Annotated in this window: 10 protein-coding genes; 5 read left to right on the top strand and 5 right to left on the bottom strand. The window is 71.4% G+C overall.

Annotated features, from left to right (window positions below; all coding sequences use genetic code 11):
- Positions 1 to 191 precede the first annotated feature (191 nt).
- Complete coding sequence (locus tag FCH28_RS09020) at positions 192 to 3,728, top strand: AfsR/SARP family transcriptional regulator (RefSeq protein ID WP_136739900.1); 3,537 nt, start codon at positions 192 to 194, stop codon at positions 3,726 to 3,728.
- Between the two features lie 52 nt (positions 3,729 to 3,780).
- On the opposite strand, the gene FCH28_RS09015 is transcribed toward FCH28_RS09020, so the two are convergent.
- The 3 genes from FCH28_RS09015 to panB form a co-directional block, all read right to left on the bottom strand.
- A complete protein-coding gene (locus FCH28_RS09015) occupies positions 3,781 to 4,611 on the bottom strand; it encodes an ABC transporter permease (RefSeq protein WP_136739253.1) in 831 nt (276 codons plus the stop codon).
- Complete coding sequence (locus FCH28_RS09010) at positions 4,608 to 5,639, bottom strand: ATP-binding cassette domain-containing protein (RefSeq protein WP_136739252.1); 1,032 nt, start codon at positions 5,637 to 5,639, stop codon at positions 4,608 to 4,610. Before FCH28_RS09010 ends, FCH28_RS09015 begins: the two co-directional genes overlap by 4 nt.
- Positions 5,640 to 5,835: 196 nt before the next feature.
- Positions 5,836 to 6,705 (bottom strand): 3-methyl-2-oxobutanoate hydroxymethyltransferase, encoded by an 870-nt coding sequence (panB, locus tag FCH28_RS09005; protein ID WP_136739251.1) that lies wholly within the window; start codon positions 6,703 to 6,705, stop codon positions 5,836 to 5,838.
- 156 nt (positions 6,706 to 6,861) lie between these two features.
- On the opposite strand from panB, the gene FCH28_RS09000 reads away from it, so the two are divergent.
- Positions 6,862 to 8,481: an MFS transporter gene (locus FCH28_RS09000; RefSeq protein ID WP_136739250.1), complete on the top strand. Its 1,620-nt coding sequence runs from the start codon at positions 6,862 to 6,864 to the stop codon at positions 8,479 to 8,481.
- Entirely contained in the window at positions 8,478 to 9,185 is a 708-nt protein-coding gene (locus tag FCH28_RS08995) for a TetR/AcrR family transcriptional regulator (protein WP_136739249.1), read from the top strand. The genes FCH28_RS09000 and FCH28_RS08995 overlap by 4 nt, the downstream gene beginning before the upstream one ends.
- On the opposite strand, the gene FCH28_RS08990 is transcribed toward FCH28_RS08995, so the two are convergent.
- Positions 9,182 to 11,212 (bottom strand): zinc ribbon domain-containing protein, encoded by a 2,031-nt coding sequence (locus FCH28_RS08990; RefSeq protein WP_136739248.1) that lies wholly within the window; start codon positions 11,210 to 11,212, stop codon positions 9,182 to 9,184. The genes FCH28_RS08995 and FCH28_RS08990 overlap by 4 nt on opposite strands.
- A gap of 732 nt (positions 11,213 to 11,944) precedes the next feature.
- Here FCH28_RS08990 and FCH28_RS08985 point away from each other — a divergent pair.
- A complete protein-coding gene (locus FCH28_RS08985) occupies positions 11,945 to 12,862 on the top strand; it encodes an endonuclease/exonuclease/phosphatase family protein (RefSeq protein ID WP_425471917.1) in 918 nt (305 codons plus the stop codon).
- A gap of 220 nt (positions 12,863 to 13,082) precedes the next feature.
- Positions 13,083 to 14,312 (top strand): MFS transporter, encoded by a 1,230-nt coding sequence (locus tag FCH28_RS08980; protein ID WP_136739246.1) that lies wholly within the window; start codon positions 13,083 to 13,085, stop codon positions 14,310 to 14,312.
- Between the two features lie 7 nt (positions 14,313 to 14,319).
- On the opposite strand, the gene FCH28_RS08975 is transcribed toward FCH28_RS08980, so the two are convergent.
- Positions 14,320 to 14,724 (bottom strand): DUF4234 domain-containing protein, encoded by a 405-nt coding sequence (locus FCH28_RS08975; RefSeq protein WP_136739245.1) that lies wholly within the window; start codon positions 14,722 to 14,724, stop codon positions 14,320 to 14,322.
- Positions 14,725 to 14,816 lie beyond the last annotated feature (92 nt).

The following is a 14,816-nucleotide window of genomic DNA, read 5'->3' as shown; positions in this document are numbered from 1 at the left end:
GGCCGGGGGGCCGGGTCGGGCGGGACGGGCGCGGTAGGGGTGGGCTGTTGGGGGCAGGGCGAGCCGAGGGCGGGGCAGGGGCGTAAGGGGTGGTCCAAGGCCGGGATCGGGCGCGTGGAGCAGGGCGTGATCATGGACACGGGGAGGGTGAGCGGAGCGTGGGGGACGCTGCCGTGCACGACAATGGCTCGGTGCGCTACGGAATTCTCGGCACCACCCAGGCCGGCCGGGCCGACGGCACCCCCGTCGCCCTCGGTGGCGCACGTCTGCGTGCCCTGCTGGCGGCCCTGGCGCTGCGGCCGGGGCGGGCGCTGACGTCGGACGCGCTGATCGCCGACATCTGGGGGATGGACCCGCCCGCCGATGCGGCGGGGGCCCTGCAGGCGCTGGTCGGCCGGCTGCGCCGGGCGCTGGGGCATGCCGAGGTCGCTTCCGTGGCCGGCGGCTACCGGCTGTGCGCCGAGCCGGACGCCGTCGACCTGCACCGTTTCGAGCGGCTCGCGGCGGAGGGCGGCCGGGCGTTCGCCGACGCGGACCCGGCCCGCGCCGCCGCCCTCCTCGACGAGGCGCTGGCGCTCTGGCGCGGCCCGGCGCTCGCCGACCTGCCCGACGCGGGCGTGCAGGCGGCTCGCGCCGAGAGCCGCCGCCTGGACGCCCAGCGCGTCCGCCTCGCCGTCGACCTCGCCCTCGGCCGGGCCGGCCAGGCGCTGCCGCTCCTCGTCGCTCTGTGCCACGAGCACCCCCTCGACGAGCCGCTCCAGGCGCTGCGCCTGCGTGCCCTGCGCGACGCGGGCCGCGGTGCCCAGGCGCTCGCCGCGTACGAGGAGATACGTACCGGCCTGGCGGAACGCCTCGGCGCCGACCCCGGGCCCGAACTCCGCGCCCTGCACGGGGAGTTGCTGCGGCAGGGCGGCGCGGCAGGCGACAGGGGGCCAGCGGCCGACGAGCCGGCCGATGGCGGCTCGGCCGCCGCCGGCCCGCGTCACGCCGCCCCGGCCCCCGGCGTCCCGGCCCATAACGGCTCACCCCATGCCGGCTCACCCCACGCCGCCCCAGCCCCAACCGTCCCGTCCGACGCCGCCCCAGCCGTCGCCACCGGCGCCCCGGCCACCGGCGCACCAGTCGCCACCGGAGCCCAGACCTCCACTCCCCACCCACCTCCACCCACCCCACCCATCCACCCCCGCCCCGGCAATCTCCGGGCGCGTCCCACCTCCTTCGTGGGGCGGGACGCCGACCTGGAAGCGCTGCGTGCCGATCTCGCGGGCCATCGTCTGGTGACCCTGCTCGGCCCCGGTGGCGCCGGGAAGACCCGGCTGTCGCAGGAGGGCGCCGAGTCCGCCGCGGCCGCCCTGCCGGACGCCTGGCCGCACGGCGTCTGGCTGGCGGAGCTGGCGCCGCTGGACGATCCGCAGACCGTGCCCGAGGCGGTGCTCACCACGCTCGGCGCGCGGGAGACCGTCGTCCGCGGCACCACCGCAGAGGGCCTGCGCGCCGCCACCGACCCCACCGCCCTGGACCCGCTGGCCCGGCTCGCCGAGCTCTGCGCCGGCCGCCGGATGCTGCTGGTCCTCGACAACTGCGAGCACGTCATCGGCGCCGCCGCCGAACTCGCGGAGCGGCTGCTGGCCGAGTGCCCCGGTGTGACGGTGCTGGCGACGAGTCGTGAGCCGCTGGCCGTGCCGGGCGAGGTGCTGCGCCCCGTGGAGCCGCTGCCCGATCCGGTCGCGCTGCGGCTGCTGGCCGACCGTGGCGCCGCCGCCCGCCCCGGTTTCCGTATCGAGGACGATCCGGCGGCGTGCGCCGAGATCTGCCGTCGGCTGGACGGTCTGCCGCTCGCCATCGAACTCGCCGCCGCCCGGCTGCGGTTGCTGTCCCCGAGGCAGCTCGCCGACCGGTTGGACGACCGCTTCCGGCTGCTGACCAGCGGCAGTCGCACCGTGCTGCCGCGTCAGCAGACGCTGCGCGCGGTCGTCGACTGGTCCTGGGATCTGACCGACGAGCCGGAGCGGGCCGTGCTGCGCCGGCTTTCGGTGTTCGCCGGTGGCTGCGATCTGGGTGCGGCGGAGGAGGTGTGCGCGGGCGACGGTGTCGACGGGCGCGAGGTGGCCGGGCTGCTCGGTTCGCTGATCGACAAGTCGCTGGTGGTGGCGGCGCCGGCGCCCGACGGGCAGATGCGCTACCGGCTGCTGGAGACGGTGGGGGAGTACGCCGGCGAGCGGCTGGACGAGGCGGGGGAGCGGGCCGGTGCCGAGCGCCGGCATCTCGTCGCGTACCGCGAACTGGCGCGTATCGCCGACCCGTTGCTGCGCGGGCCGGGCCAGCGTCTCTGGATGGAGCGGCTGGAGCTGGAGCACGACAATCTGCGGACCGCGCTGCGCCGTGCCGTCGCCGCCGGCGATGAGCACGAGGCGCTGTGCCTGGTGTTGTCGCTGCAGTGGTTCTGGTCGCTGCGCGACCACCGCAGCGACGCCCGACACTGGTCGATGGCGGCCGGTGCGCTCGGCCCCAGCCCCTTTCTGCCGCCCGTCGAACCCGCCCCCGTCCTCCATGAGCGGCCCATCGACCGGCCGCCGCCGATGGACCCCCGGCAGTTGGTGGAGGCCCGCCGCGAGGTGTGGCTGGTCGCTCTGTCCAGCATGGACAGCGACCTTGAGGCGCTGCGTAATCCGCAGATGCAGCAGGTGCTGAACGGGGTTCTCGTCGCCTACCGCAGCGGGCTGCCGCAGACCTGCAAGGTGCCGGGGATCATGTGGTTCTACGCGGTGCTGATCACCGGGAAGTACGGGCAGCTGGAGGAGCTGGTCGACGGAGCGGTGCGGGCCTGCCGCGAGTTCGGCTACGACTGGGAGCTCGCGTTCGTCCTGCAACTGCGTTCCAAGATCCTCAACGACCGTCCGGGTCGGCTGGAGCAGGCGGCCGCGGACGCCGATGAGTCGCTGCGGATCTTTGTCCGGCTGGGGGACGCATGGGGCGCCGCCGAGGCGCTGTCGGGGCGCGGCGAGTCCCGTGAGAAGCGTGGTGCGTATGTGCTCGCGGCGGAGGACTACCGCGCGGCGATGGTCCATGCCGAGGAGCTGGGCGCGCACGGCCAGACCCTGCTGCTGCGTACCCGGCTGGGCGGCGCGCTGATCGAGGACGGCCAGGAGGAGGCCGGCGAGCGGATGCTGCGCGAGGTCCTGGCGGAGGCCAAGGACCGGAACAGCGGGCGGGACGCGGTGCCCTTCGCGCGGATGTGCCTCGCGGCGTGGCTGACGGTGGCGGGGCGTACGCACGAGGCCCGGCACGAACTGCACGCGGTGCGGGAGCTGTTCGGCCCGCGTGCCCAGGAGCTGTTCGCCGGCATCGTGGAGGCTTCGCTGGTCTCGCTGGATGTCGACGACGGGCGGGGCGGTGATCTGCTGCCGAGGTTCCGCGCGGCCCTGGAGCTGATCACGGGGGACGCGATCACGCAGATGGTCGCGCCGGACGTTCCGGTCATCCAACTCCTCGTCGGGGCACGGGTGTTGATGGCCGTCCGCGGTGAGCGCGGGGCGTGGGACGCGGCGCGGCTGGTGGGGGTGTACGACGCGCGGCGGCCGGCCGCACATGTGCAGCCGATGATCATCCGCCGGGACCGGGCGCGTACGGAGGAGGCGGCGCGGGCGGTGCTGGGCGACGCGGAGTACGAGCGCGGGTACGCCGAAGGCGGTGGCCTGTCCCTCGAAGAGGCCACCGCCCTCTTCTGACGCGAGCCGGGCGAAGGCTGTGACTCCCGGGGGCGCCGGGCCCCCGGGCGCGTCAGGTCTTGTCGCGGAACTTCCGGACCGCGAGCGGCATCGTGATGGCGGTGATGGCGACCGCCCAGGCCAGGGTGACCAGCGTCGGGTGCGCCACCGCACCGTGGCCGTCGATCAGGGCGCGGGCCGCGTCCGCCAGCTGGGAGAGCGGGTTGACGTCGGTGAAGTCCTGGAGCCAGCCGGGCATCTTCGTCGTCGGCGTGAAGATCGACGAGCCGAACTGCAGCGGCATCAGCACCAGCATCGCCACGCCCTGGACCGCCTGCGGGGTCTTCATGGCGAGCCCCAGCAGGATGAATATCCACATCAGGGCGGCGCCGAAGACCGTGGACAGCACGATCGCGGCGGCGAATTCGAGCATGCTGCCCTTGATCTCCAGGCCCAGCAGAAAGCCCATGGCGAGCAGGATCGCGGTGGCGACCAGCATCCGGCCGACCTCGACGACGATTTTGGCTATCAGGACCGAGGACCGGGCTATCGGCATGGTCCGGAAGCGGTCCATGACGCCCTTGCGGAAGTCCTCGTTGACGCCCGTGCCCACCGCCATGGCGATGTTCATGCCCATCATGGCCATCATGCCGGGCACCAGATGCTGGACGTAGGCGTCCTGATGGCCCTTGCCGGCGATCTGGCCGCCGAAGACGTAGGTGAACAGCAGGATGAAGACGATCGGCATCAGCAGGGCGTCGAACATCGACTCCGGGTCCTGCTTGATCTGCAGGGCGTTGCGCCGCACCAGGGCGCCGATGTGCCGCAGATTGGCGCGCAGGCCGATCCGTCCCTCGTCGGCGCCGGGTTTGACCCGCGGCGCCGTCATCGTCGCGGCACTCATGCCGACACCCCCGCGTACTGCTGGTCCATGACCTCTTCCTCGGCGTCCGTGGCCTCGGAGGTCTTCTGGCCTGTGATGGCCAGGAACACCTCGTCCAGGCTGGGCAGATGGGTGCTGATCCCGGCGAGCGCGAAACCGCGCTGGCCGAGCAGGCTGACCACGGCCGTCAGCTGTTCGTCGCTGATGATCGGAACGTTGACCACACCCCCGTCGTGGTCAGCGGTCGCGCCCGCGATGCCGTCCAGACCGGCCTGCGCGATGGCGCCGACCATCCGGTCCAGTTCGCCGGGATCGGACGGCCGGATCTGCAGTGTGCGCCCGCCGACCTTGGCCTTCAGCTCGTCGACCCGGCCTTCGGCGATCACCCGGCCGCGGTCGATGACCGTCAGCTCGTTGGCCAACTGCTCGGCCTCTTCCATGTACTGGGTCGTCAGCAGGACCGTGGCACCCTCGCGCACCATCCGCTGGACCTCCTCCCACACCTCGTTGCGGGTGCGCGGGTCCAGGCCCGTGGTCGGCTCGTCCAGATAGAGGACGGCCGGCCGGCCGATCATCGAGGCGGCCAGGTCCAGCCGGCGGCGCATCCCGCCGGAGTACTTGGCGGCGGGTCGTTTGGCGGCCTCGGTCAGGGAGAACCGCTCCAGCATCTCGTCGGCGCGGCGGCGGGCGTCCTTGCGGGAGAGATCGAGCAGCCGCCCGATCATGTAGAGGTTCTCCCAGCCGGAGAGCTTTTCGTCGACCGAGGCGTACTGCCCGGTCAGGCCGATCGTGCGGCGCAGGGCGCGGGGTTGGCGGACCACGTCGAAGCCCGCCACGAAGGCGCTGCCGGCGTCCGGCACCAGGAGGGTGGACAGGCAGCGTACGAGGGTCGTCTTGCCGGCGCCGTTGGGGCCGAGCACGCCGAGCACGGTGCCTTCCCGCACGTCCAGGTCCACCCCGTCGACGGCCTTCACCTCGCCGAAGTGCTTGACCAGACCGCGCACCTCCACGGCGTTCCCGCCCTTGGTGGTTATCGTCTGTCGCGTCATGCCCTCAACGGTGCCAGCCGCCACTGACAACGCACCGACAGACGGCCGATAGCGGACCGACAGCGTGCCGACAGACGAGCGAGAGCGGGTCGGGAGCGGACGGAGAGCAGACCGGGAGGACGGAGAACGGGAGACGCCGCCGACGAACCGGTTTCCCGGCCGTCGGCGGCGTCCCGATGATCCGCCAGCGGATCCGTCAGTGGAAGGTGTGCTCCTCCGCCGGGAAGGCGCCCCCGACGACATCCTCGGCGAACGCCTTGGCCGCGTCGCCCAGAACCTCCCGCAGCTGCGCGTACTTCTTGACGAAGCGCGGTACATGACCACTGGTCAGGCCCGCCATGTCGGTCCAGACCAGTACCTGCGCGTCGCAGTCGGAGCCGGCGCCGATGCCCACCGTCGGGATGTGCAGCGAGCGGGTCACCTCGGCGGCCAGCTCGGCCGGTACGGCCTCCAGGACCACGGCGAAGGCGCCCGCGTCCTGAACCGCCTTGGCGTCCCGCAGCAGTTGCTGGGCCGCCTCCTCGCCGCGGCCCTGTACGGGGTAGCCGCCGAAGGCGTTGACGGACTGCGGGGTCAGGCCGACGTGCGCCATCACCGGGATGCCGGCGGAGACCAGCAGCTCCACCTGGTGCGCGGAGCGCTCGCCGCCCTCCAGCTTGACGGCGCCCACCCCGGCTTCCTTCACCAGCCGGGTGGCGTTGCGCAGCGCCTGGACCGGGCCCTCCTGGTACGAGCCGAACGGCAGGTCGCCGACGATCAGGGCGCGCTTGGTGCCGCGGACCACCGCGGCGGACAGGATGGTGATCTCGTCCATCGTGACGGGCACGGTGGACTCGTATCCGAGGTGACAGTTGCCCATGGAGTCGCCGACGAGCATCACCGGGATGCCGGCCTCGTCGAAGACGGAGGCGGTCATCGCGTCGTAGGCGGTGAGCATCGGCCACTTCTCGCCGCGTTCCTTGGCTGCGGCGATGTCCCGGACGGTGATCCGGCGGGACCCCTTGCCCCCGTACAGCGCTTTGCTGCTGTCGTTTTTGGGCGTGCGGGCAGGCGAAGGCTGCGTCATGGTGACGGCTCCTGTTCATCATCTCGAGGCGCCCTGACGGCGTCCCCGGACTCCCGTCCATGCTGGCATGCGGGACACGCCGAGGGAAAGGGGAGGCCACACCGGTCTTCATCGATACGGAACGGGGCCGTATCGAAAATGGCGTACGCTGGTGCCATGGCCACCTCACCGACTCCACCGGGCATACTCGCCGCCCACCAGGTCCCCGACCGAATCCACCGCCGCCGCTGGGCGATCCTGTCCGTCCTCATGCTCAGCCTGCTGATCGTGGTGCTGGACAACTCCATCCTCAACGTCGCGATGAAGACGATCGCGACGCCCGCACCTGTCGGCCTGGGCGCCACCCAGAGCGAGCTGGAGTGGGCGATCAACTCCTACACCCTCGTCTTCGCCGGGATGCTGTTCACCTCGGGGCTCCTCGGCGACCGGCTGGGCCGCAAGCGGGTGCTCCTCTTCGGCATGGTGGTCTTCGGCGCCGGCTCGGTGCTCGCCGCGTTCGCCGGCACACCCACCGAGCTGATCGCGTTCCGCGCGGTGATGGGCCTCGGCGGCGCCTTCGTCATGCCCGCGACCCTCGCGATCCTGATGAACGTCTTCGAGCGCGACGAGCAGCCCAAGGCGATCGGCATCTGGGCCGGCGGCGTGGGCCTGGCCATCGCGATCGGCCCGATCGCCGGCGGGCTGCTCCTCGACCACTTCTGGTGGGGTTCGGTCTTCCTCGTCAACGTCCCGATCGTGCTGATCGCGCTGGCCGCGATGCTCGTCCTGGTGCCCGACTCCAAGGACCCCCGCCCCGGAAAGCTGGACCCGGCCGGTGTGCTGCTGTCCGTCGTCGGCCTGGTCCTGCTGGTCTACGGGATCATCAAGGGCGGCCAGCTCGCCGACTTCACCGACCCGGAGGTGCTCGGCACCCTCGTCGGCGGCCTCGCCGTGCTGACCGGATTCGTGCTGCACCAGAAGCGCAGCGACCACCCGTCCATCGACATCGGCTACTTCCGCAAGCCCGCCTTCTCGGCCGCCGTCGCCGCCATCGCGCTGGTCTTCTTCGCGCTGATGGGCGTCACGTTCTTCATCGTCTTCTATGTGCAGAGCGTGCGCGGCTACAGCCCGCTGGAGGCCGGGCTGCTGATCCTGCCGCTGGCCGCCGCCCAGATGATCTTCGCGCCGCGGGCCCGGCACGTCGTGGACCGGTTCGGCGCCCGCGCGGTCTGCACGGTCGGCATGCTGACGGTCGCCGTCACCATGGCGGGGATGCTGCTGCTGGACACCGACACCCCGATCTGGGTCATGGAGGTGCTGTTCTTCCTCCAGGGCGCCGGTATGGCGCACATCATGCCGCCGGTCACCGTCTCGATCATGCAGTCGCTGCCCCGTGAGAAGGCCGGCTCCGGCTCGGCCCTCAACAACACGTTCCGCCAGGTCGGCGGCACCCTCGGCGTCGCCGTCCTCGGCTCGGTGCTCTCGACGACCTACCGGGACGGCATCCAGGCCAAGCTCGACGCGCTGCCCGGCGTGCCCGCCGCCGTACGCCACGCGGCCGGCGAATCCATCGAGGCGACCCTCGGCCTGGCCCGCCACCTGGGCCCGGCCGGCCGGGCACTGGCCGACGACGCGGAGGCCGCGTTCATCCACGCCATGCACCTCACCGCGCTCGGCTCGGCCGGCGTCGCGGTGCTCGGCGCCGTGGTCGTCGCGGCCTTCCTGCCGGGCAGGACAGCGGTGGGCCCGGGTACGGCCGAGCCGGCGGAGGAGCGGACGGCGGGGGCATCGCGATGAGCCGGGCGGCGGGCGGGACCGGGGCGGCGGCCGACGCGCGACCGGGGCAGCCGGGGCAGTCGGGACAGCCGGGACAGCCTGGGCTGGAGCAGCCGGGACAGTCGGGGCAGCCGGTGCAGGCGGCCCCCGAGCGTCGCGGCAGGCCGCGCAGCGCAGCCGCCGACACCGCCATCATCGAGGCCGTGCTCCGCATGATCGAGAACGGTGCCTCCATCGGCGAACTGTCGATGGAGCGCATCGCCCGCGAGGCCGGCGTCGGCAAGGCCACCGTCTACCGCCGCTGGCCCGGCAAGGGCGCGCTGATGCTCGACGTGATGCGCTCGCTGGACGAGACCGGCCCGCCGCTGGACGGCGCCTCGCTCCGCGACGACCTGGTCTCGCTGCTGGAGTTCCTCCGCCGGCGCGGGCTGGCCAAGCGCAACTCCGCGGTGATGCGTACCGTCGTCAGCCATGTCCAGGCGCAGCCGGAGCTGTGGGCGGAGTACCACAACACGGTCGTACGGGCCCGCCACGAGGCGCTGATCGACGTGCTGCGGCGCGGCGTGGCCAACGGCGAGATCCGCGCCGATCACGACGTCGAGACCATAGCCGACCTGTTCGTCGGCCCGATGCTGGCCCGCGCCATCCTCCACGAGTGGAAGGAACTCCCCGAGGGCCTCGCGGAGGACATCGTGGACATGGTGCTGGAGGGGGTGCGGCCTTAAGACTTGTCCCGTATGTCACCCCGGAGGGTGAGCTGTTGCGGGATGCACGTGGTGCGGAGATCGGGCGCTCCGGCGTGGTCGCGCAAGGGGCGCGTCTCATCCGGGGTTGCTCGGTTCCGCTGTCCGACGATTCGGGGAGCAGAGGTGCCACGTTGCCGTGGGACTGCTACGCGGCCAGCACCTCGAGAGGTGTTCTGGCTCTGTGTAGTTGACTCCCGCAGGGCTTCTTCCAGCCCTTCTCCATAAACGATCTGGGCGTGCCTCGACATGGCGGTGTCCAGGAACGCGGTCTTCGGGTCGTCCACGTCGCCGAAGTCGACGAACGCCGCCAGTGCAGCCGATACAAGGTCGCGCTTACCGACCAGGCCGCACGCGATGCACTTGTGTTCACGGTCCCTCAGCGTCTTGTTGACGCGCTCGCCGCACAGGCAGTGCTGGGATAGGGCCGTACTCCACGTCGAAGCGCGGACCAGTCGACCACCGGCGGCCTTGCACTCGACGTCCAAGGCCGCCACCAGCATCCCTGGTGTGGTCTGGGACAGTCGCTTGCCCCACAGCCGGTACCAGGTGCGGATGTCGCAGTCCTCCACGACCAGCACGGGGCCGTGGTTGGCGATGATCTCCCGGGCCACGAGGCGGGCGCGGTGGCGGCGGTGCTCGGCGATGGCTGCGGCGTGTTCGGCCTGGCGGGCGCGCTGGGTCCGGTAGTTGGCAGACAACCGGTCACGTCGGAACGCCTGCTTCGGAACACCGTCCGACCGTGCAGCGCGGGCACCACCCGGCACCGTGACCGTCTTGGGCTCCAGGCCCTTGGCGGCGCGATGCTCGGCGCGCTGGGCCTGCTTCTTCGACAGCCCGTACTGTCCGGCGTTGGTGGCCCTGCGTGAACGCTCCAGCGCCCGCGCCCGGCCCCGCTGCTTCTTCGCTTCCCGCTCCAGTCGTGCGCGCTCGGCGTCGGTGAGCGTGACCTCAGTCGAGACCGGCGTGCCACCGTCGAGCTGGGCGGGGAAGGAGACGATGGAGAGGTTGGAGACGTTGCCGTCCACCCCGCCCTTGCGGTCAAGCTGCGTGGCCTGGTCGCGCATGGCCTGTACGGCCGGGGCTGTGTAGCCGGGGCCGAGCACCATCAGGTGCGCCTCGTACACCCAGCCGCCCGGCGCGCTTGCCTTGCGGCGTCGTACGAGATCGACCTTGTGCCAGGTCAGCGGGTTCGACAGGAAGTGCTCAACCCGCGTCCAGGGGCCGGTGCCTTGGGGGACACGGACGGGGAGGACGAGGTCACCGCGCTTGCTGTCGGGGCCTCCGGCGAACACCACAGCGAGGGGTCCGGTGTGGTCCCACCACGACACTTTTCGCATTCCGGGCTTCCCAGAGGCGGTCAGCTTCCCAGTCGGGACGCGCCCCTCGGGCATCGGGGGCTTAGGCATACGGCGCGGCTGCGACATGGCGTGCTGGCCGCCGTCGGTGTAGGCCATGGCGTGGCCGTGGATCGTGCCGACGAGGCGGAAGGTCTCCCACTTGTTGTCGGTGGTGTGGGAGCGGGCCCGTCCGGGGATGCGGGTGAACTCGTGCCAGCGGCCTACCTTCGGCCGCCCGAAACACTTCCCAGTGGCGTCGGGGAACAGGTGTCGGGAGATACCTGTCCAGACCTCGGCGGCGATGTGCATCGCCAGGGCCTTGGAGACGTGGTGCTTGAGATGCCCGGCGTCTTCTAGGTGCCGGTACGCGCAGCGCACCAAGCCGTCAAGGCTCAGGCCCAGCCGCTCACGTATTGCCTTCGCCCCGTCGCGGTCCCGCTCGTGCTTGGCGGCCCAGTACGCGTCGGCCTTGGCGCGGGCATCGCGCTGCACGGCCCGCTTGATCGACCAGATCGCCGCACACAGCTTCTCCAGCCGGTCAAGGTCGGCAGAGTCGGTGATGGCCAGCGGCAGCACCATCACCGACACCTGCCCGTCGTCGGGCTTGCGCCAGCGCTGGGCCTGCTTGCCCTTTCCTCGAAACTGCCGCGGCTTTTGCGCAGCCTGCACGTCCATTACCTCCCTCCACCAACATGGCTTTCCTGTAGGGAACTTGACTAAGTCTATCGAAAACCGCGTAGATCAGAGTATGTAACCAAATAACAAGATGAGTCGTGGCCGTACTGCCGGCCGGGTCTGCGGATCGTCTGTGTCGCCGACGGCGACCTGTTTGCCTTCGCCGGCGTCACGCCCGCCCAGTTCTGAAAAGTGGTCGACCGACTGTGGGCCGTGTGCGGCCCGACAGTCGGACTGGCCGCCCGTGGGCGCTGGACTTCGCCGATCGCGTCCCGCTGATCGCGATGGCGTGCCGAACCAACCTCACCGACCGGCAGCTCGCGGCTGTGTTCGAATTCTCCAAATCGGCCGTGGATCGGACTGCACGATCTGGCCCCGCACCTGGCAGACACCGCCCGGACAACCTCCGCCGAACACCACCAGGAGGATGTCCCCCGGCCGCCTCCCGTCCCCGTCACATGACCGAACCATGCCCGTTCTGTCACAGCCGGGTTCACCTGCCTCTCCTTCGGAACCCCGACCCGTCACCACCCCGTCCTCATTTCTAAGAAAGTGCGTTACGGACCATCGCCTAGGGTCAGGAACCACAGGCGAGGCGCACCGGAGCGAGGCAGTGAGGACGGCGGAATGGCGCAGGCATTTATGACGGAGCCGGGACAGGGCGAGACGCCTGGGCGGACCGGTTCCCGAGCCGGACGCCTGGTGAACTGGTGGCGCCCCGAAGGGATGTGGCGGCGCGGCATCGTGCTCGCCGTCCTCGCGGTGCTGCTCGGGCTGCTGATGTTCCTGCACGCCCGGGTCCCCAACGCGGTGGGAAATCTGGGCAGTCTGCTGGAGACCTTCCTGCCGTGGCTGGGGCTCGGCATCCTGCTGCTCTTCGCCCTCGCGGTGCTGCGCCGCTCGGCGACCGCGCTCGTCGCGCTGCTGCTGCCGGTCGTCGTCTGGGTCAACCTCTTCGGCGGGCAGGTCACCGACAAGGCCGGCACGGGCGGCAATCTCACGGTCGCCACGCACAACGTCGACGCGGACAACCCCGACCCCGCGGCGACCGCCAGGAAGATCGCGGCCTCCGGCGCCGACGTGGTGGCCCTGGAGGAACTGACCAGCGACGCCCTGCCGACGTACAAGCGGGAGCTGGCGAAGACGTTCCCGCACAGCACCGTGCAGGGCACCGTCGGCCTGTGGAGCAAGCACCCGCTGTCCGACTCCGCCCCGGTGGACATCAAGCTGGGCTGGACGCGGGCGCTGCGCGCCGTCGTCACCGCCAACGGTCAGAAGGTCGCCGTCTACGTCGCGCACCTCCCGTCGGTACGGGTCAAGCTCGAGGCGGGCTTCACCGCGAACCAGCGGGACGGCAGCGCCGAGGCGCTGGGCGAGGCGATCGCCGCCGACCCGGTGAAGAAGGCGATTCTGCTCGGCGACCTCAACGGCACCATGAACGACCGGTCGCTGGCCCCGGTCACCTCCCAGATGCGGTCCGCGCAGGGCGCGGCGGGCGACGGCTTCGGCTTCAGCTGGCCGGCGGGCTTCCCGATGGCCCGGATCGACCACATCATGACGAAGGGCATGGACCCGGTCGCGTCCTGGTCGCTGGCGTCGACCGGCAGCGACCACCTGCCGATGGCGGCGAGGGTGAAGCTCTGACGGGGTGGGCGGCGGCCGTCCGACGGCCGGCGCCCACCCGCCGGCCGTCCGACCGGCCGGTCCGTCAGCCCGGTGTGGCGCATCTGACGCGGGATTTTCACGCCCTGTTCCCGTATCGGGGCGCTGGGCCTGAGAGACTTTGTTCCGTAACTGAACTTAAGTCTCCCCGCACCCCTGCCCGTGTGCCCGCCAGCATGCGCATCACCCCGGAAGGTTCTTCATGCCCTTGGCTCTGCTCGCGCTCGCGATCTCGGCCTTCGGAATCGGCACCACCGAATTCGTGATGATGGGCCTGCTGCCCAACGTCGCGGACGACCTGGGCACCTCGGTGCCCACCGCCGGCTACCTCGTCTCCGCCTACGCCCTCGGCGTCGTCATCGGCGCCCCGCTCCTCACCGCCCTCGGCTCCCGCATCCCGCGCAAGCGGATGCTCGTCCTGCTGATGGCGCTCTTCACGGTCGGCAACCTCGCCTCCGCCCTGGCCCCCACCTTCGGTCTGCTGATCGCCGGCCGGCTGCTCGCCGGGCTCCCGCACGGCGCGTTCTTCGGCGTCGGCGCGGTGGTCGCCGCACGGCTGGTGCACGAGAGCCGCCAGGCGCGCGCCGTCGCCACCATGTTCCTCGGCCTGACCATCGCCAACATCGTCGGCGTACCCGCCGCGACACTGCTCGGCCAGCACCTCGGCTGGCGCGCCACCTTCCTCGTGGTGGCCGCCATCGGCCTGGCCGCGATGGCCTCCCTGGCCCGGCTGATCCCGCCGCTGCCGGCCGAGGAGCGCACCGGCCTGGGCCGCGAACTGCGGGCCCTCGGCAACCGCCAGGTGCTGCTCGGCCTGCTCACCACCGTCTTCGGCTTCGCCGGCATCTTCGCCGTCTACAGCTATCTCGCGTCGATGATGACCGAGGTCACCGGCTTCTCCGAGACCTCGGTGACGGTCGTCCTCGCCCTGTTCGGCATCGGCATGACCCTCGGCGCGCTCGCCGCGGGACCGCTCACCGACCGGGCGCTGCGGCCCACCCTGTACGGGTCGCTGGCCGCGCTCGCCCTCGTCCTGGCCGCCTTCCACTTCACCGCCCAGGTGAAGTGGGCCGCCCTGGTCACCGTCGTCGTCATCGGCGCGGTCGGCTTCCTCACGACGACTCCCCTCCAGATGCTCGTCATGAACAAGGCCCAGCAGGCACCGACGCTGGCCGCCGCCTCCAACCAGTCCGCCTTCAACCTCGCCAACGCGGGTGGCGCCTGGGCCGGCGGCCTGGCCCTGTCAGCGGGCTGGGGCTGGACGTCCCCGACCCTGGTCGGCGCCGGTCTGGCGGCGCTCGGTCTGGCCGTCGCCGTCACCGCCGGCCTCCTGGACCGGGGCTCCCGCGACACGTCGAGGATCGTGGCGCGCAGCCCGGAGACAGGGACCGCCGTGGACGCCGGGGCGGTGACGGCGGAACGGTCCACCTGACACGCCCTCAGGACACGAGCGGTACCTGCGCACCCTCTTCCGGGTTCTGGTAGCGCTCCCAGATCTGGTTGAGCTCGTGCTGGTGGTACAGCGGGTACAGGGCGGCGACGATCAAGAGGATCAGCCCGATCCACGGGTTGCAGCTGGGAGGCCGCAACCCCGCCGACTCCTGCATCCTGGCGATGCGCTGACCGGTGTTGTAGACCGAGACGAACGGGGGAACGATCACAAACCAGCCCAGGGTGATGGCCAGGAGCGCCAGCACCGGGCTGACCTCGATCCGTTCGTCGAAGTCCCGGGCCTCCCGGTTCACCTTGTAGTACCAGACGAGGTGGTAGATGCCGAGAGTGAGCAGCGGCCAGATCAGCCACACGAGGACGATGTTCCGAGCCTTGCCGGCGCGACCGAACATGAAGTCACCTCCCCGCCCGGGGGCGAGTCGTCTTCTCGTCCGTTTCCTCGCTTTCAGTCCACCATGACCGGCCGGAGCGTGCATGCCGGCGC

The organism is Streptomyces piniterrae (genome assembly GCF_005048155.1).
Classification (GTDB): domain Bacteria; phylum Actinomycetota; class Actinomycetes; order Streptomycetales; family Streptomycetaceae; genus Streptomyces; species Streptomyces piniterrae.
This window is presented reverse-complemented; position numbering and strand designations above follow the sequence as displayed.

Bases quoted from the DNA above. Each gene is read 5' to 3' on its own strand.
- FCH28_RS09015 (WP_136739253.1), bottom strand. From the start codon at position 4,611: ATGAGTGCCGCGACGATGACGGCGCCGCGGGTCAAACCCGGCGCCGAC.
- FCH28_RS09010 (WP_136739252.1), bottom strand. From the start codon at position 5,639: ATGACGCGACAGACGATAACCACCAAGGGCGGGAACGCCGTGGAGGTG.
- panB (WP_136739251.1), bottom strand. From the start codon at position 6,705: ATGACGCAGCCTTCGCCTGCCCGCACGCCCAAAAACGACAGCAGCAAA.
- FCH28_RS09000 (WP_136739250.1), top strand. From the start codon at position 6,862: ATGGCCACCTCACCGACTCCACCGGGCATACTCGCCGCCCACCAGGTC.
- FCH28_RS08995 (WP_136739249.1), top strand. From the start codon at position 8,478: ATGAGCCGGGCGGCGGGCGGGACCGGGGCGGCGGCCGACGCGCGACCG.
- FCH28_RS08985 (WP_425471917.1), top strand. From the start codon at position 11,945: ATGTGGCGGCGCGGCATCGTGCTCGCCGTCCTCGCGGTGCTGCTCGGG.
- FCH28_RS08980 (WP_136739246.1), top strand. From the start codon at position 13,083: ATGCCCTTGGCTCTGCTCGCGCTCGCGATCTCGGCCTTCGGAATCGGC.
- FCH28_RS08975 (WP_136739245.1), bottom strand. From the start codon at position 14,724: ATGTTCGGTCGCGCCGGCAAGGCTCGGAACATCGTCCTCGTGTGGCTG.